This is a genomic window from Streptomyces cadmiisoli (assembly GCF_003261055.1).
GTDB classification, from domain to species: Bacteria; Actinomycetota; Actinomycetes; order Streptomycetales; family Streptomycetaceae; genus Streptomyces; species Streptomyces cadmiisoli.
The window spans coordinates 7,066,585-7,083,757 of the sequence record NZ_CP030073.1 but is presented as its reverse complement, the minus strand read 5'-3'; the positions used below and the strand labels follow the sequence as shown (position 1 = coordinate 7,083,757).

The following is a 17,173-nucleotide window of genomic DNA, read 5'->3' as shown; positions in this document are numbered from 1 at the left end:
TCGTCACATTCCTCGTCGGGGAGCCTGCTGGGGGGCTCCCTGGCCGTCGGCCACCTGCCGCAGATACGGGTTGGTGGCACGCTCCTGGCCGATGGTGGTCTGGGGGCCGTGGCCGGACAGCACCACGGTCGAGTCGTCGAGCGGCAGGCACACGCGGGCCAGCGAGTCGAGCATCTCGGCCATGTCACCGCCGGGCAGGTCGGTGCGTCCGATGGAGCCGGCGAACAGCAGATCCCCGGAGAAGAGGACCGGCGGGATGTCGGATCCGTCGCGGGTCTCCGGCATCCGGAAGGTCACCGACCCCTTGGTATGGCCGGGCGCGTGCGCGACGGAGAACTCCAGCCCCGCCAGTTCCAGCCGCGCGCCGTCGGCCAGTTCCCTGACGTCGTCCGGCTCCCCCACGGTCAGCTCGCCCATCAGCGGCATCCCGATCGAACGGCCGAGGGCCTTCTCGGGGTCGCTCATCATGTACCGGTCCTCGGGGTGGATCCAGGCCGGTACGCCGTGCGCACCGCACACCGGGACGACCGAGGCCACATGGTCGATGTGGCCGTGGGTGAGGACGACGGCAACGGGCTTGAGCCGATGCTTTCGGACCGCTTCCTCGACTCCTGCGGCGGCCTGATGGCCGGGGTCGATGATCACGCACTCCTCACCGGCGGCGGGGGCGACGAGATAACAGTTCGTCCCCCAGGCCCCGGCGGGGAACCCGGCAATGAGCACGATCGTCCTTCGTTGTGTCGGTACGGGCGGGGTCGACAGCGGCTGCGCCTGACGTCAGAGCCTACCGGCGCTGCCGAATCCTCAGCGAACCCATATACGGTACGGGGCACACGCAGGCGGTCGACTCACAGGACGCACGCGTACCGGTCGCCTTTCTAGACGCATGAGGAGTACACCCGGTGGTCAGCCAGGAACAGCGGCGGCGTCAGCTCGCCCGGGAGAAGTTCTTGCGGCAGCAGCAGCGGCGCACCGAAGCCCGGCGCAAGTCGCGCACGCGCAACGCCGCGATCGCGTCGGCGCTCGGCGTGGTCCTGATCGGCAGCCTCGCGCTGTACACGACCGGCGTCCTCGAGGAGGACGACAAGACGAACGCGGGTGCGGAGGTCACCGAGAGCCCGTCGCCGTCCAAGGCGCCGGACCCGTGCGAGAAGCCGGCCGCGGGCAAGGTCAAGTCGCAGACCTGGAAGAAGGAGCCGGCGGTGTCGATCGACAAGTCGGCCGCCTACACGATGAAGCTCGCGACGACGTGCGGCGACATAGACGTCGAGCTGAAGGCGTCGGCGGCGCCGCGCACCGTCAACTCGTTCAACTTCCTCGCCGGCAAGGGCTACTTGGACCACACCAAGTGCCACCGGCTGACCACCAACGGAATCTATGTGCTCCAGTGCGGTGACCCGACGGGCACCGGCACCGGCGGCCCGGGCTACACGATTCCGGACGAGAATCTGAAGGACAAGAGCCTCAAGGACAACATCTACCCGGCGGGCACGCTGGCGATGGCGAACACGGGCCAGCCGGGCACCGGCGGCAGCCAGTTCTTCCTGGTCTACCAGGACAGTCAGCTCCCGCCCAACTACACACCGTTCGGTACCGTCTCCGAGTCGGGCATGGCCGTGCTGAAGAAGATCGCCGCGGCCGGTGAGAGCACGGGCGCCGGTGACGGGGCACCGAACGCGACCGTCGTGATCAACAAGGCGACCGTCGCGAAATCCTGACCGCCAACTGCGAAATTTCGGTCGCGCGGGATGCGGACAGGCCACCCGCCGGTCGCCTATGTTGGCGGTGACGAAACTGTGGACGATGCCCGGGGGAGCCACAGCCCCCCGCAGGCATCATGTGGAGGAGGCGCTGTGAGCAGCGACCCGTGGGGCCGCGTCGACGAGACGGGGACCGTGTACGTGCGTACGGCCGACGGCGAGCAGGTCGTCGGCTCCTGGCAGGCCGGCTCGCCCGACGAGGCGCTGGCCTACTTCGAGCGCAAGTACGAGGGCCTGGTTGTCGAGATCGGCCTCCTCGAGAAGCGGGTGCAGACGACGGACCTGTCGGCGAAGGACGCCCAGGTGGCGATCGACCATCTGCGGGAGCAGGTCGAGGCGCATCACGCGGTGGGCGATCTGGACTCGCTGCGGGCCCGGCTCGACAAGCTCGTCGAGAGCGTCGAGGCGCGCCGGGAGCAGCGGAAGGTGCAGCGCGCCCGGCAGACGGACGAGGCGCGGCACGCCAAGGAGGCCCTGGTCGCCGAGGCGGAGGAGCTGGCGGCCTCGGACCAGTGGCGGGCGGCCGGTGAGCGGCTGCGGTCGCTGGTGGACACCTGGAAGGGGCTGCCGCGACTCGACCGCAAGTCGGACGACGAGCTCTGGCACCGGTTCTCGCACGCGCGGTCGGCGTTCTCCAAGCGCCGCAAGGCGCACTTCGCGCAGCTGGACGCGCAGCGGGAGGAGGCCCGCCGGACCAAGGAGCGGCTGGTCGCCGAGGCGGAAGGGCTGTCGGCGTCGACGGACTGGGGTCCGACGGCCGCGCGCTACCGCGACCTGATGACCGAGTGGAAGGCGGCGGGCCGCGCCCAGCGCGAGCACGAGGACGATCTGTGGAACCGCTTCCGCGGCGCCCAGGACGTCTTCTTCGCCGCCCGCAGTTCGGTCTTCGCCGAGCGCGACGCGGAACAGGCGGAGAACCTCAAGCTCAAGGAGGAGCTGGCCGGCGAGGCCGAGAAGATCCTCCCGGTGACGGAGCTGAAGGCGGCGCGGGCCGCGTTCCGCACCATCAACGAGCGGTGGGAGGCCATCGGCCATGTGCCGCGCGACGCGCGGCCGCGGGTCGAGGGCCGGATGCACGCGGTGGAGCGGGCGATCCAGGAGGCCGAGGAGGCCGAGTGGCGCCGCACCAACCCGGAGGCACGCGCGCGTGCCGAGGGGCTGACGGGCCAGCTCCAGGCCGCCGTGGACAAGCTCAGGGGCCAGATCGAGCAGGCGCGCGCCCAGGGCAACAACGCCAAGGCCGACAAGCTGGAGAAGGAGCTGGACGGCCGCCAGGCGCTGCTGGACCAGGCGCTGAAGGGCCTCCAGGAGTTCGGCGGCTGACGCCGGTTTCCGCAGGACACGCGGAGGGGCTCCCGTACTCGGTACGGGAGCCCCTCCGCGTGTGTGTGTGCGCCTCTACGCCCTGCTGCGGGCCGACGTCACCCGGTACACGTCGTAGACGCCCTCGACGCCCCTGACGGCCTTCAGTACATGGCCGAGGTGCTTGGGGTCGCCCATCTCGAAGGTGAAGCGCGAGGTGGCGACGCGGTCGCGGGAGGTCTGGACCGCCGCCGACAGGATGTTGACGTGCTGATCGGACAGGACCCGGGTGACGTCCGAGAGCAGCCGCGACCGGTCCAGCGCCTCGACCTGGATGGCCACCAGGAAGACCGAGGACTGCGTGGGCGCCCACTCGACCTCGAGGATGCGCTCGGGCTCCCGGGACAGTGACTCCACGTTCACACAGTCGCTGCGGTGAACCGATACGCCACTACCGCGCGTGACGAAGCCGATGATCGGGTCGCCGGGCACCGGCGTACAGCACCGGGCCAGCTTGACCCACACGTCCTCGACACCCTTGACGACGACGCCCGGGTCGGCGCTGGTACGGCGCTTGCGGCCGCGGCCGCGGGCGGGCGGGACGCTCTCGTCGATCTCCTCGGTGGCCGCCTCCTCGCCGCCGAAGGCCTGGACGAGCTTCTGCACGACGTTCTGCGCGGAGACATGGCCCTCGCCGATCGCCGCGTAGAGCGCGGAGATGTCGGGGTAGCGCATCTCGTGGGCGAGGGTGACCAGCGAGTCACCGGTGAGGATCCGCTGGATCGGCAGGTTCTGCTTGCGCATCGCCCGGACGATGGCGTCCTTGCCCTGCTCGATCGCCTCGTCCCGGCGCTCCTTGGAGAACCACGCCCGGATCTTGTTCCGGGCCCGCGGCGACTTCACGAAGCCCAGCCAGTCGCGGGAGGGGCCCGCGCCGGCCGCCTTGGAGGTGAAGACCTCCACCAGGTCGCCGTTGTCCAGGGTGGACTCCAGCGGTACGAGGCGGCCGTTGACCCGCGCTCCTATGGTGCGGTGCCCGACCTCGGTGTGGACGGCGTACGCGAAGTCCACCGGGGTGGCCCCGGCCGGCAGCGCTATGACGTCGCCCTTCGGGGTGAAGACGAAGACCTCGTTGCGCGAGAGGTCGAAGCGCAGCGACTCCAGGAACTCGCCGGGGTCCTCGGTCTCCTTCTGCCAGTCGAGGAGCTGGCGCAGCCACGCCATGTCGTTGAGGTGGTCGTCCTTGCCCTTGCCGGCCTTCGGCACGTCGGTGCGCACCTTGGAGGCACCGGCGACGGCCTCCTGCTTGTACTTCCAGTGCGCGGCGATGCCGTACTCGGCGCGGCGGTGCATGTCGAAGGTGCGGATCTGCAGCTCGACCGGCTTGCCGTTGGGCCCGATGACCGTCGTGTGCAGCGACTGGTACATGTTGAACTTGGGCATCGCGATGTAGTCCTTGAACCGGCCGGGGACCGGGTTCCATCGCGCGTGCACCGTGCCGAGGGCCGCGTAGCAGTCGCGGACGGTGTCCACGAGGACGCGGATGCCCACCAGGTCGTAGATCTCCGCGAAGTCGCGACCGCGGACGATCATCTTCTGGTAGACGCTGTAGTAGTGCTTCGGACGGCCGGTGACCGTGGCCTTGATACGGGCGGCGCGCAGGTCCTGCTGCACCTCGTCGGTCACCACGGCCAGGTACTCGTCGCGCTTGGGCGCCCGCTCGGCCACCAGACGCACGATCTCGTCGTACATCTTGGGGTAGAGGATCGCGAAGGCGAGGTCCTCCAGCTCCCACTTGATGGTGTTCATGCCCAGGCGGTGGGCCAGCGGCGCGTAGATCTCCAGCGTCTCGCGTGCCTTCTTCTCCTGCTTCTCGCGCTTGAGGTAGCGCATGGTGCGCATGTTGTGGAGCCGGTCGGCGAGCTTGATGACCAGCACCCGGGGGTCCTTGGCCATGGCCACGACCATCTTGCGCACGGTCTCGGCCTGCGCCGCCTCGCCGAACTTGACCTTGTCCAGCTTGGTGACGCCGTCGACGAGGAGCGCGACGGTGTCACCGAAGTCGCGACGAAGCTGGTCCAGGCCGTACTCGGTGTCCTCGACCGTGTCGTGCAGCAGCCCCGCCATCAGGGTGGCCGGATCCATGCCCAGCTCGGCGAGGATCGTGGTGACGGCCAGCGGGTGCGTGATGTACGGGTCGCCGCTCTTGCGCTTCTGGCCGCGATGCCAGCGCTCGGCGACCTGGTAGGCCTTCTCGATCTGCCGCAGCGTCGACGTCTCGATCTTGGCGTCGTTGCTGCGGACTATCCGCAGCAGTGGCTCCAGGACCGGGTTGTACGGGTTGGCGCGCTGGACGCCGAGGCGGGCCAGGCGGGCCCGGACGCGGTTGGACGACCCGGAGCGGGGCGTCTGCGGCGTAGCGGCGGGGCGGATCGCGGGCGTGGCCGGGCGCTCGGCGGGTGCCGGCTTGGTGCGCGCCTGCTCCGCGGTCTTGTCGACGGGTGCTGCCTGGGCGTGCTGACCCGGCCCGCGGGTGTCGTTCTTCGCCGTCTGCGCGGGCTTGGCCGCGGGCTCCGAGGCGCGCTCGGGCTTGGCGGCGGTCAGGTGCTGGGCCTCGTCTGGCAAGAGGGCTCCTCGTGCGCGATCCGGGTCCCCCGGTCAGGCTCCGGAGACCCCATGGTAGCGATCCCGGGGTCCGGGATCGCCTTCAGGCCGATGTGAGGGCCGTCCCTGAAGAACAACCGAGGCGGGCACCGGATTCCTCCGGGCCCGCCTCGGCGGTGTCGTACGAGTGGCGTACGTCTTTCCGCGATCTTGCGGAACGGTGTCCCGGACCGGGGTCCGAAGCCCGGTCCGCGCCGCTTCTCAGACCGTGAGCAGCGCCTCCAGCGGAGCGCCGGCGAGTGCCGGTTCCAGACGGACACGGCCGTTGAGGAACGCCAGCTCCATCAGGACCGCGACGCCCGCGACCCCGGCACCGGCCCGGCGGATCAGCTCGAGGGAGGCCTCGGCGGTGCCGCCGGTGGCCAGGACGTCATCGACGACCAGGACCCGGTCGCCGTCGGTCAGGTCCTCGGCGTGCACCTCGATCTCCGCGGTGCCGTACTCCAGGTCGTACGCCTGGCGGAGGGTGGCTCCGGGGAGCTTGCCCGCCTTGCGGACCGGGATGAAGCCGAGGCCGGCCCGCAGGGCGACGGGGGCGCCCAGGATGAAGCCGCGGGCCTCCAGGCCGACGACCTTGGTGGCGCCGGTGCGCGCGGCAACGTCGGCGAGGGCACCGGTGAGCGCGGTGAACGCCGCCGGGTCCGCCAGGAGCGGGGTGATGTCCTTGAACATCACCCCCGGCTCCGGGTAGTCCGCCACATCGCGGATACGGCTGAGCAGCAGCTCCTCGATGTCGGTCATGGGCGCTTCCCCGACGGCCGGCCACGGCCCCGGCTGCGCGGACCGACGACCGCCGGTGCCGCGTCCTCCGGACCGTCGGCGAACGACTCGTCGTCGCCCTCGGCGTCCAGCGGCTCGCCCTTCGCCGCGGCCTGCGCCCGCTTCGCGAGAACGCGCTTCTTGAGCGCCTTCATCTGCGGCTCGAGCTCCTTGAGGTCGGCGACGAGCGGCGTGGCGATGAAGATCGAGGAGTACGCGCCGGCCGCGAGACCGACGAACAGCGACAGCGAGATGTCGTTCAGCATGCCGGCGCCGAGGACACCGCCACCGATGAACAGCAGGCCCGCCACCGGCAGCAGCGCGACCACCGTGGTGTTGATCGACCGGACCAGGGTGCTGTTGATCGAGCGGTTCGCGATGTCGCTGTAGGTCCAGCGGGTCTGTTTGGTGATGTCCTTCGTCTGCTCCTTGAGGCTGTCGAAGACGACCACCGTGTCGTAGAGCGAATAACCGAGGATGGTCAGCAGACCGATCACCGTGCCTGGTGTGACCTCGAAGCCCACCAGGGCGTAGATGCCGACGGTGATGGTGATGTCGTGGATCAGGGCGACGAACGCGGCGATCGCCATACGCCACTCGAACGCGATCGCCAGATAGATCACCACGAGGATCAGGAAGATCCCCAGACCTTGCCACGCCTTGTTGGCGATCTGGTCGCCCCAGCTGGGGCCGACGAGTTCGGCGTTGATCCGCTCCGCGTCGACGTTCATGTCCTCGGCGAGGGCGTCCTTGATCCGGTCCGACCGCTCGGTGTCGATACCGGCGATCTGGATGCGCAGGCTGCCGTTGCCGAGTTCCTGGACGATGGCGTCGTGGCCGGACGCGCCCTCCGCGAACTCCTCGGCCTGGGCGACCGAGACGCTCGTCTTCGGGGTGGTGAAGACGGCACCGCCCTGGAACTCGATGCCCATGTTCAGGCCGCGCACCGCCAGGCCGACGATGGCCGTGATGGTGATCAGGATCGAGATGCCGTACCAGATCTTACGGTTGCCGACGAAGTCGTAACTGACCTCGCCGCGGTGCAGTCGGGCGCCGAGGTTGCCGAGCTTTGACATCTCACGCCTCCTTCGGGTCGACGGGGGCGGCGGGGCGACGGGTACGGCGCAGGGGCGGCCGGGCACCGAGTCGCTTCGGGTCGAGGCCGGACCACGGGTGGCCGTTGGCGAAGAACTTCCGGCGGGCGAGGATCGTCAGCAGCGGCTTGGTGAACAGGAAGACCACCACGACGTCGAGCACGGTGGTCAGGCCGAGCGTGAACGCGAAGCCCTGGACCTTGCCGACGGTGACGATGAACAGGACCGCGGCAGCCAGGAACGACACGAAGTCGGAGACCAGGATGGTGCGCCGGGCGCGCGGCCAGGCCCGCTCGACCGCGGGGCGCAGCGAGCGGCCTTCGCGGATCTCGTCCCGGACGCGTTCGAAGTACACGATGAACGAGTCCGCCGTGATGCCGATGGCGACGATCGCACCGCAGACGGCCGGCAGGTTCAGCGCGAAGCCGATGGCCGGTCCCAGCAGGGCCATGAGCACGTAGGTGAGGGCCGCGGAGACCAGCAGCGAGGCGATCGCGATGAGCGACAGACCGCGGTAGTAGACCACCAGGTAGAGCACGACCAGGGCGAGGCCGATGGCGCCCGCGATGAGACCGGCTTCCAGCTGCTCGCCGCCGAGGGCCGCGGTCACCGTGGTGACGCTGTCCTCCTTGAAGGTCAGCGGCAGGGCGCCGTAGGACAGCATGTTGCCGAGGCTCTCGGCCTCCTCCTGCGTGAAGCTGCCGGAGATCTCGGCGTTGCCGCCGGTGATGGACTGGCTGACGTACGGGCTGGAGACGACCTCGCCGTCCAGGACGATGCCGAACTGGTTCTGCGGGGACTGGTTCTGCGCGAGTTTGCCGGTGATGTCGGCGAACTTCTTGGCACCGGCGGAGGTGAAGTCCATCTGGACCTTCCAGCCGGCGCCGCTCTGGGTGTCGTAGACAGCCTGGGCGTCGTCGACCTCGGTGCCGTCGACGGCGGCCGGGCCGAGGATGTACTTGTACCAGACGCCCTGGACCTCACCGCAGCCGAGCGTGGGCTCGTCGGGCTTGGAGCCCTCACCCGTGGTGGCGCGCACCGAGGCCTTGCTGCAGTCCAGCTTCGCGTACTGCTCCTGGAGCTTGCTGTCGGCGTCGCCGGCCGCGGCGCCCTCGCTCTGCGAGGCGGAGGGGCTGGGCGCGGTGGAGCCGCTCGCGGACGGCGTGGGGTCGGCCTTCAGCGCGTCGGTGACCGCGCGACCCTGCGTGGTCGCGGAGGGCGAGGGAGTCGAGCTCGGGCTCGCGGGGTCGGACGCGGACGGGCTCGCCGCCGGGTCGCCGGCCTTCTCCGAGGCGCCCGTCGAGGGGCTGGGGCTCGGTGCGGGGTTGCCGCCGGTGGGCTCGGTGGTCAGGACCGGGCGGAAGTAGAGCTTGGCGGTGGTGCCGACCTGTTCCCGGGCCTGCTTGGAGTTCGTGCCCTTGGGAATGTTGACGATGATGTTGCGATCGCCCTGGGTCTGGACCTCCGCCTCGGAGACACCGAGACCGTTGACACGGCGCTCCATGATCTCGACCGCGGTGTCCATGTTCGTCTTGTTGATCGCGGCCTCGTTGCCGTCCTCCGGGACAGCCCGGAGCGTGATGCTCGTACCGCCGGCCAGGTCGATGCCGAGACGCGGAGTGTCGTGCCCGGAGGCGAACATGCCGCCGGTGAGCGCCACGATGGCGATCAGGATCAGGGCCAGCGAGCGCCCCGGCTTGCTCTGGGCGCTCGCGCTCCGGCCCTTTTTAGGTGCTGCCACCTTCTCGTACTCCCTCTCGGGCCGCCGCGCGCCGGGTCAACGGACGGGCGGCCATGACATGGTGTCGGGATCCCGCGCGGTATGCGTGTGCCCCGGATGCGCGGGAGCGGGCCCACGCACGTCGGGGACTCGACTACTTCGCGTCGGAGTCGCCTTCGGTCTTCTTCGGCTCGTCGTCCGTCTTCGCGGCGCCCTCGGACGGCTCGTCGTCCGCGTCCTTCTTGCCGAGGTCGACCGGCTTGTCGTCGGAGGCGGCGGCAGCGGCGGCCTCGTCGGTCTCGGTGAGGGAGGAGGCGTCGTCGGGGACGGAGTCGGACTTCAGGTCGTGCTCGATGCCGTGGACGATGCGGTTGTACTCGTCGTCGGAGAGGACGGCACCGATCGAGTTCTTGGCGAAGAGGAGGTCGACGCCCGGGCCGGCGTCGAGGAGGACCGTGTCCTCGTTGACCTCCTTGACCGTCGCGTACATGCCCCCGATGGTCCGGACGCCGGAACCGGGCTGCATCTGGTTCCGCATGTCGACGGCCTGCTGCTGCTTCTTCTTGGCCGAGCGGGTCATCAGGAACATGGCCCCGATGAGCACGATGAACGGGAGGAGGGTCACGAGGCTATTCACGGGACGATTTTCCTTCGCACGACCGCGCAGGTGGGCGGCCTGATCGATGGGGGATGTCAGCCGCCGAGAACAGCGGCATCGGCGGAGTCTAAGCGAGTCCGCGCGCATGGAACAACGCTCAGCATGGCACCGGGGTTCCTGGTCCGGCCAATGCCCTCGCCGTCACGCCCCGAACAGGTCCTGTTGTCCGTTTCCCCCGGTTCCCGTGCGGGGCGGGGCCAGGCCGAGATGCGCCCACGCGGCCGGAGTGGCCACCCGGCCACGGGGTGTGCGGGCCAGCAGCCCCTCTCTCACGAGGAAGGGTTCGGCGACCTCCTCGACGGTCTCGCGCTCCTCCCCCACCGCGACCGCGAGCGTGGACAGGCCCACCGGACCGCCGCCGAACAGCTTGAGCAACGCCTCCAGCACGGCGCGGTCGAGCCGGTCGAGCCCGCGGGTGTCGACCTCGTACACGGCGAGGGCCGCCCCGGCGATCTCCTCGGTGATGAAACCGTCCGCCTTGACCTGGGCGTAGTCGCGGACGCGGCGCAGCAGGCGGTTGGCGATGCGGGGCGTGCCGCGCGAGCGGCCGGCGATCTCGGCGGCGCCGTCGCCGTCGATCTCCACATCGAGCAGGTTCGCTGAGCGGTGGATGACGCGCTCCAGCTCGGCCGGCTCGTAGAACTCCATGTGCGCGGTGAAGCCGAAGCGGTCGCGCAGCGGGGGCGGCAGCAGGCCCGCGCGCGTGGTGGCGCCGACCAGGGTGAACGGGGGCAGTTCGAGCGGGATGGCGGTGGCCCCGGGGCCCTTGCCGACGATGACGTCGACCCGGAAGTCCTCCATCGCCATGTAGAGCATCTCCTCGGCAGGCCGGGACATGCGGTGGATCTCGTCGAGGAAGAGGACCTCGCCCTCCTGGAGGGAGGACAGGATCGCCGCGAGGTCGCCGGCGTGCTGGATGGCGGGCCCCGAGGTGATGCGGATCGGGGCGCCCATCTCGGCCGCGATGATCATGGAGAGGGTGGTCTTGCCGAGGCCGGGGGCGCCGGAGAGCAGCACGTGGTCGGCGGTGGCGCCCCGCGCGCGTGCGGCGCGCAGGACGAGGTCGAGCTGTTCGCGGACCTTCTCCTGGCCGATGAACTCGCCCAGGTCCTTCGGGCGCAGCGCGGCCTCGACGGCCTGGTCCTCACGGTCGGCGGACGCACCGACGAGCCGCTCGGGGGCGGGGGTGTCGGTCGTGTCGTCCCAGTTCATGGAGTGTGCCTCGGGGTTGCGGTCGGATGGGGCGTACGCGGGTGGGGTGCCCTCCTGCGGGCGCCTGCCGACCGCGCGAGGGGGCGGATTCTGGCCGTTTCCCTCGCGGGCCGTGCGGCGCCCCGCCGTCAGCGGGTTCTGTTGAGCGTCTGGAGGGCGGCCTTCAGCAGTCGGCCGACCTGCGGTGTGCCGCCCTCCGCCTCGGCCTGCGGGGCGACCGCGGCGACGGCGTCGTCGGCCTCTCGGGTCGCGTAGCCCAGACCGATGAGAGCGGCGTGCAGCTGGTCCCGCCAGCCACCGGTGACCGGCGCGCCGACCGCGGGGGCCCCGAGCGGCTCGCCCAGGCGGTCCTTCAGTTCCAGCAGCAGTTTCTGCGCGCCCTTCTTGCCGATGCCTGGCACCGCGACGAGCGCCTTCTCGTCGCCGGTGGAGACCGCCCGGCGCAGGGCGTCGGGGGTGTGCACGGCGAGCATCGCCTGGGCGAGGCGGGGGCCGACGCCGCTGGCGGTCTGGAGCAGTTCGAACACCTGGCGCTCGTCGTCGTCCGCGAAGCCGTACAGCGTGAGGGAGTCCTCACGGACGACGAGGGAGGTGGCGAGCTTGGCGGGCCGGCCGACGCGGAGCGTCGACAGCGTGTTGGGCGTGCACTGGACGGCCATGCCCACGCCGCCGACCTCGATCACCGCGGCGTCCGGGGCGAGGGCGGCGACACTGCCGCTGACGAAGGCGATCATGCCGTTCGGCCTTTCGATGCGTGCAGGGCGACGGCCTGCTGGAGTCGGTTCTGCGCGGGTGCGCGCCAGATGTGGCAGATGGCGAGTGCGAGGGCGTCGGCGGCGTCGGCCGGCTTGGGGGGCGCGTCCAGCCGCAGCAGCCGGGTGACCATGGCGCCGACCTGGGCCTTGTCGGCGCGGCCCGAGCCGGTGACGGCGGCCTTCACCTCGCTGGGGGTGTGCAGGGTGACGGGGATGCCGCGGCGGGCGGCGCACAGCATGGCGACGGCGCTGGCCTGGGCGGTGCCCATCACGGTGCGGACGTTGTGCTGGCTGAAGACGCGCTCCACGGTGACGAACTCGGGGTCGTGCTCGTCGAGCCACTGCTCGATGCCGCGCTCGATCGCGACCAGACGGTCGCCCAGTTCCGCGTCGGCCGGCGTGCGCACGACACCGACGCCGAGCATCGTCAGCGTCCGTCCGGGCACGCCCTCGACGACACCGACACCGCACCGGGTCAGTCCCGGGTCCACCCCCAGTACGCGCACGCGCCCCTCCCTTCGATCGCCTGTTTGTGCAGGCTATCGGGTGCCACCGACAACGCGGTGGGCCGACATGAAGGCAGGGGCGTGGGTGGAGGGCTCGGCGGCGTTACGCGTCGACCTTCTCCATGATCTCGTCGCTGACGTCGAAGTTGGCGAAGACGTTCTGCACGTCGTCGCTGTCCTCGAGGGCGTCGATCAGCTTGAAGATCTTCTTGGCGCCCTCCTCGTCCAGCTCGACCTGCATGGTCGGGACGAAGTTGGAATCGGCGGAGTCGTAGTCGATGCCGGCCTCCTGGAGGGCGGTGCGGACCGCGACCAGGTCGGTGGCCTCGCTGAGCACCTCGAAGGACTCACCGAGGTCGTTGACCTCCTCGGCACCGGCGTCCAGGACGGCGCCGAGCACGTCGTCCTCGGTCAGCTCACCCTTGGGGACGATGACGACGCCCTTGCGGTTGAACAGGTACGACACCGAGCCGGGGTCGGCCATGTTCCCGCCGTTGCGGGTCATGGCGACGCGGACGTCGGAGGCGGCACGGTTGCGGTTGTCGGTGAGGCACTCGATGAGCACCGCGACACCGTTGGGGCCGTAACCCTCGTACATGATCGTCTCGTAGTCGGCGCCGCCGGCCTCGAGGCCGCCGCCGCGCTTGATCGCCGAGTCGATGTTCTTGTTGGGAACCGACTGCTTCTTGGCCTTCTGCACGGCGTCGTAGAGGGTCGGGTTGCCCTCCAGGTCGACACCGCCCATGCGGGCCGCGACCTCGATGTTCTTGATCAGCTTCGCGAAGAGCTTGCCGCGCTTGGCATCGATCACGGCCTTCTTGTGCTTCGTCGTAGCCCATTTAGAGTGGCCGGACATCTGCCTGTCTCCTTCGCGTAACCCATCTACTGAACGAACGCCAGAGATCCTACAAGGACTCGGCTGTCCGGTTCGCGCGCACCATTTCCACGAAGAGGCCGTGCACGCGGTGGTCGCCGGTCAGCTCCGGATGGAACGACGTGGCCAGCGCGTTGCCCTGGCGGACCGCGACGATGTGGCCGTCGTGCTCGGCGAGCACCTCGGCCCCGGCGCCGACGGACTCGACCCAGGGGGCGCGGATGAAGACGCCCTCTACAGGATCGCCGTCGATGCCGCGTACGTCGACCGCCGCCTCGAAGGACTCGTTCTGACGCCCGAAGGCGTTGCGGCGCACGATCATGTCGATGCCGCCGACGGTCTCCTGGCCCGAGCGCGGATCGAGGATCTTGTCGGCGAGCATGATCATGCCGGCGCAGGTGCCGTAGACGGGCAGGCCCTCCCGCACGCGCGTGCGCAGGGGCTCCATCACGCCGAACAGAACGGCCAGCTTGGAGATGGTGGTGGACTCGCCGCCCGGTACGACGAGGCCGTCGACCTCGGCGAGTTCCTCGGGGCGCCGCACCGGCCTGGCCACGGCGTCCGCCGCGGCCAGGGCGATGAGGTGCTCCCGTACGTCGCCCTGGAGTGCCAGGACGCCAATGACAGGAGTGTTCATGGGGTGATTACCTGAGGTGACTACCAGCCGCGGTTCGCGTAGCGCTCGGTCTCGGGGAGGGTGTCGCAGTTGATGCCGACCATGGCCTCGCCGAGGTTGCGGGACGCGTCGGCGATGATCTTCGGGTCGTCGTAGAAGGTGGTGGCCTTCACGATGGCGGCGGCGCGCTTGGCCGGGTCGCCGGACTTGAAGATGCCGGAGCCGACGAAGACGCCCTCGGCGCCGAGCTGGCGCATCAGCGCGGCGTCGGCGGGGGTGGCGACACCGCCGGCGGAGAACAGCACGACCGGGAGCTTGCCGAGCTCGGCGACCTCCTTGACCAGCTCGTAGGGGGCGCGCAGCTCCTTGGCGGCGGCGTACAGCTCGTTGTTGTCGTAGCCGCGCAGACGGGCGATCTCGTTCTTGATCTGGCGCAGGTGGCGCACGGCCTCGACGACGTTGCCGGTGCCGGCCTCGCCCTTGGAACGGATCATGGCCGCGCCCTCGGCGATCCGGCGCAGGGCCTCGCCCAGGTTGGTGGCGCCGCAGACGAACGGCGTGGTGAAGGCCCACTTGTCGGAGTGGTTGACCTCGTCGGCCGGGGTGAGGACCTCGGACTCGTCGATGTAGTCCACACCGAGCGACTGCAGGACCTGCGCCTCGACGAAGTGGCCGATCCGCGACTTGGCCATGACGGGGATGGAGACGGCCTCGATGATGCCCTCGATCATGTCCGGGTCGGACATCCGGGCCACGCCGCCGTCCTTGCGGATGTCGGCGGGAACCCGCTCCAGGGCCATGACGGCGACGGCGCCCGCGTCCTCGGCGATCTTCGCCTGCTCCGGCGTGACGACGTCCATGATCACACCGCCCTTGAGCTGCTCGGCCATGCCGCGCTTCACGCGGGCGGTGCCGGTCTCGGGGGTCTGGGCGGGGTTGGGGAGCGTGGTGGACACGGGTGACCTCACTCGGTGAAAAGAGGGTTTCTTGCTCGACCGAGCAAACGTGACCGATGCAGTCCACAGCAAGGGCCAATGAGGAGGCGGTGGATCGTTTTCCCCCCGGGCCGGTCAGCCGGACCGGTCCGCGAGAGCCGTGGGCGGCTCGTCGTCCATCTCGAAGGCCATGGGGAACGGGGCGTGCCCGGCCAGCCGGAACCAGCGGACCTTGCGGTGGCGGCGCAGGGCGCGTGCGGCGCGTACCGCGTCGTTGTGGAAGCGGCGGGCCATCGGCACGCGCCGCACCGCCGCCGTCAGTTCCCGGGCGGCCTCCTCGCCGCCGGGGGCCGCGCGCACCTCCTCGAGCTGACCGGCGTCCCCGAACACGGCGCGCAGCGCCTGGCTCAGCTCGCTCTCGGCGACCTCGCGCTGGTCCTCCTCGGCCTGCCGGGCGGCGTGCGCCGCCTCGTACAGCACGATCGAGGCCGCCGGGTCGAGCACGCCGGACGTGGCCAGTTCCTGGGTCACCGAGGCACGGCGCAGCAACTGCGCGTCGAGTGCGGCGCGGGCCGCGTCGATACGCGTGTGCAGCCGGTCGAGGCGGCCGGCGGTCCAGCTCAGGTAGAGGCCGATGAGAACGACGCCGGCGAGGATCCAGATCAAGGTTGCGGTCACGGCCCGCAGGCTACCGCCGGGCGCCGGGACGGCCGGGCGCGGAGCCGTCTCCGGCCGGGCGGTCCGGGCCCTCACCCCGGCCCCGGTGGACCCGGCGGGGGCCCGATGCACCTCGCCGACGTGCGTGGGTCATCCGCCGGAGTCGACCGCACGGGCCGCCGCGAGCTGCCTGTTCTTCTGCGCGAGCGCCGCGTTCAGCGCCTTGCGGTGCTTCGCGATCAGCGACTTCTGGTACGCGGTCTCCACCTTGAACCAGACCCCCACGACATCCGTCCGGGCCTTGCAGTCCACATCGGCGACCGCCACCCGTATCTCCTCCGGCACGGGCCGCTTCCCCTGGAATCGACGGTCGTTCATCGCGGCCAGCGGATCGGGGTAGGAGAACCCCTTGTCCTCCATGCACCCCGACCATGCGCCGAACACCTCGGCCACACGACGGTCCGCCCTCGTGTCGTGGAAGCTCTTGCCGTTGAGGTCCTGGGCCAGATCGACCGGGCCGAGCCCGCCGGAGCCCGCTATCTTCCGCTCCGCCTCGCCCGCGCAGCCCCGCGCCGGGACCCGCATGCCGTTGACCTTCTCGGAGCCTCCGCTCCCCGAAAGCACGGTCAGCGCCTTGCCCACGGGTGGCGAGGGTTCGGCGACGGGGTGGGTGCGCGGGTCGCGTTCGCCGAGGTGGTACCCGAAGGCGCCGGCCAGACGCTGATCCGTCAGGCCGTACCGGCGGTCCATCAGGCTGCGCGGACCGAGGGGGGCCGCAGGCGGGGCGAACTCGTGGGACACCTTGAAGCGGCGCATGCACTCCTGCGCCAGGGTGCGCATGGCCTGTTTGACCGTTCCGAGCTCCGCGTCCGAGAAAAGGTAATCCTGAATGGGAAGTCTCAGATCGGCACTGGACCGGAGAACCGGCGCCTTTCCTGCGCCCCGTCCGTCGTCCGGCGCCGGGGAATTCCCGGCACAACCGGAAACGAGCAGTATCACGCCGCCCACGGCGGCCGTGACCGAAATTCGCCGTCCATCGGCGAGATGGCGAAGCATGTCCTTCTTCGTGTCCTACTCTGTCCGAAAATTCCGACTCCGCTCACCCACGGCGAGCGGAGTCGGAAATGAGGCATTCGATCAGCGGGGCGCGGTGACCCTGATCAGAGGACCCAGAAGTAGGACGCGTTCTCGTTGTACGTGTTGGAAAGGTTGCGGCTGCTGTTCGCCTGCACCTCGTCGTAGACGCCGCCCCAGTTGGAGTTGAAGAAGATCCGAGCGGTGGGCCAGGTGTCGTTCGCGTACGTGCGGTAATTGCGGGCCGACGCGGCATTGTTCTTCACCAGCTGGCCCTGGCCCGCGCCCGATGTGGTGAAAACGTCCCCGGCGAAGTTGGACGTCGGAGCCTCGTAGCAGCGGCTGGAACCGGCCTGGTTCGAGTTGTAGTAGAGATTCATCCCGTGGCTGCACGCCGAAGCCGGAGTCGCGAGACCCAGGGTGGCGGCGGCGACGACCAGGGAAACGGACACAACTCGCATCTTCATTTATTACATCCCATCAGCGGCTCGACTGCGCACCGAACGTTGCAGTTGAAGATCTTGGCCGCGAGCGGGGATATTGGCAAGCAAAATCCTCTTTGCATTCCGGGCCCCTCGCCCCGCCGG

17 protein-coding genes are annotated in these 17,173 nt (G+C 70.0%); 2 read left to right on the top strand and 15 right to left on the bottom strand.

The window, feature by feature from the left end:
* Nucleotides 1–3: 3 nt before the first annotated feature.
* A complete protein-coding gene (locus DN051_RS31175; protein ID WP_053759832.1) occupies nucleotides 4–723 on the bottom strand; it encodes an MBL fold metallo-hydrolase in 720 nt (239 codons plus the stop codon).
* A gap of 179 nt (nucleotides 724–902) precedes the next feature.
* Here DN051_RS31175 and DN051_RS31170 point away from each other — a divergent pair, with 179 nt between their 5' ends.
* On the top strand, nucleotides 903–1,718 hold the full coding sequence (locus tag DN051_RS31170) for a peptidylprolyl isomerase (RefSeq protein WP_053759831.1): 816 nt from the start codon (nucleotides 903–905) through the stop codon (nucleotides 1,716–1,718).
* 135 nt (nucleotides 1,719–1,853) lie between these two features.
* Nucleotides 1,854–3,083 carry a DUF349 domain-containing protein gene (locus DN051_RS31165; RefSeq protein ID WP_053759830.1) on the top strand — a complete coding sequence of 410 codons (1,230 nt, stop codon included), beginning with the start codon at nucleotides 1,854–1,856 and terminating at the stop codon, nucleotides 3,081–3,083.
* 75 nt (nucleotides 3,084–3,158) lie between these two features.
* Here the strand turns inward: DN051_RS31165 and relA are convergent, their stop codons facing one another.
* The 14 genes from relA to DN051_RS31095 form a co-directional block, all read right to left on the bottom strand.
* Nucleotides 3,159–5,687 (bottom strand): GTP pyrophosphokinase, encoded by a 2,529-nt coding sequence (gene relA, locus DN051_RS31160; protein ID WP_053759829.1) that lies wholly within the window; start codon nucleotides 5,685–5,687, stop codon nucleotides 3,159–3,161.
* Between the two features lie 240 nt (nucleotides 5,688–5,927).
* On the bottom strand, nucleotides 5,928–6,467 hold the full coding sequence (locus DN051_RS31155) for an adenine phosphoribosyltransferase (RefSeq protein ID WP_053759828.1): 540 nt from the start codon (nucleotides 6,465–6,467) through the stop codon (nucleotides 5,928–5,930).
* A complete protein-coding gene (gene secF / locus DN051_RS31150) occupies nucleotides 6,464–7,561 on the bottom strand; it encodes a protein translocase subunit SecF (RefSeq protein WP_053759827.1) in 1,098 nt (365 codons plus the stop codon). Before secF ends, DN051_RS31155 begins: the two co-directional genes overlap by 4 nt.
* Before the next feature lies 1 nt (nucleotide 7,562).
* On the bottom strand, nucleotides 7,563–9,320 hold the full coding sequence (gene secD, locus DN051_RS31145) for a protein translocase subunit SecD (RefSeq protein WP_053759826.1): 1,758 nt from the start codon (nucleotides 9,318–9,320) through the stop codon (nucleotides 7,563–7,565).
* 133 nt (nucleotides 9,321–9,453) lie between these two features.
* On the bottom strand, nucleotides 9,454–9,888 hold the full coding sequence (gene yajC / locus DN051_RS31140) for a preprotein translocase subunit YajC (protein WP_053759947.1): 435 nt from the start codon (nucleotides 9,886–9,888) through the stop codon (nucleotides 9,454–9,456).
* A 210-nt stretch (nucleotides 9,889–10,098) separates the two neighbouring features.
* Nucleotides 10,099–11,169, bottom strand: a complete 1,071-nt coding sequence (gene ruvB / locus DN051_RS31135) for a Holliday junction branch migration DNA helicase RuvB (protein WP_053759825.1) — start codon at nucleotides 11,167–11,169, stop codon at nucleotides 10,099–10,101.
* Nucleotides 11,170–11,297: 128 nt separating this feature from the next.
* The gene (gene ruvA, locus DN051_RS31130; RefSeq protein ID WP_053759824.1) at nucleotides 11,298–11,903 is read right to left on the bottom strand and encodes a Holliday junction branch migration protein RuvA; all 606 of its coding nucleotides are present in this window, start codon (nucleotides 11,901–11,903) and stop codon (nucleotides 11,298–11,300) included.
* The gene (gene ruvC, locus DN051_RS31125) at nucleotides 11,900–12,430 is read right to left on the bottom strand and encodes a crossover junction endodeoxyribonuclease RuvC (protein ID WP_053759823.1); all 531 of its coding nucleotides are present in this window, start codon (nucleotides 12,428–12,430) and stop codon (nucleotides 11,900–11,902) included. Before ruvC ends, ruvA begins: the two co-directional genes overlap by 4 nt.
* A gap of 103 nt (nucleotides 12,431–12,533) precedes the next feature.
* Nucleotides 12,534–13,286, bottom strand: a complete 753-nt coding sequence (locus DN051_RS31120; protein WP_053759822.1) for a YebC/PmpR family DNA-binding transcriptional regulator — start codon at nucleotides 13,284–13,286, stop codon at nucleotides 12,534–12,536.
* Nucleotides 13,287–13,335: 49 nt separating this feature from the next.
* Nucleotides 13,336–13,941, bottom strand: a complete 606-nt coding sequence (pdxT, locus tag DN051_RS31115; RefSeq protein WP_053759821.1) for a pyridoxal 5'-phosphate synthase glutaminase subunit PdxT — start codon at nucleotides 13,939–13,941, stop codon at nucleotides 13,336–13,338.
* 20 nt (nucleotides 13,942–13,961) lie between these two features.
* On the bottom strand, nucleotides 13,962–14,876 hold the full coding sequence (gene pdxS / locus DN051_RS31110; RefSeq protein WP_053759820.1) for a pyridoxal 5'-phosphate synthase lyase subunit PdxS: 915 nt from the start codon (nucleotides 14,874–14,876) through the stop codon (nucleotides 13,962–13,964).
* Nucleotides 14,877–14,990: 114 nt separating this feature from the next.
* Nucleotides 14,991–15,533 (bottom strand): LemA family protein, encoded by a 543-nt coding sequence (locus DN051_RS31105; protein WP_053759946.1) that lies wholly within the window; start codon nucleotides 15,531–15,533, stop codon nucleotides 14,991–14,993.
* A gap of 129 nt (nucleotides 15,534–15,662) precedes the next feature.
* Entirely contained in the window at nucleotides 15,663–16,352 is a 690-nt protein-coding gene (locus DN051_RS31100; protein WP_053759819.1) for a hypothetical protein, read from the bottom strand.
* 320 nt (nucleotides 16,353–16,672) lie between these two features.
* Nucleotides 16,673–17,038: a hypothetical protein gene (locus DN051_RS31095; RefSeq protein ID WP_079001034.1), complete on the bottom strand. Its 366-nt coding sequence runs from the start codon at nucleotides 17,036–17,038 to the stop codon at nucleotides 16,673–16,675.
* Between the last annotated feature and the right edge of the window lie 135 nt (nucleotides 17,039–17,173).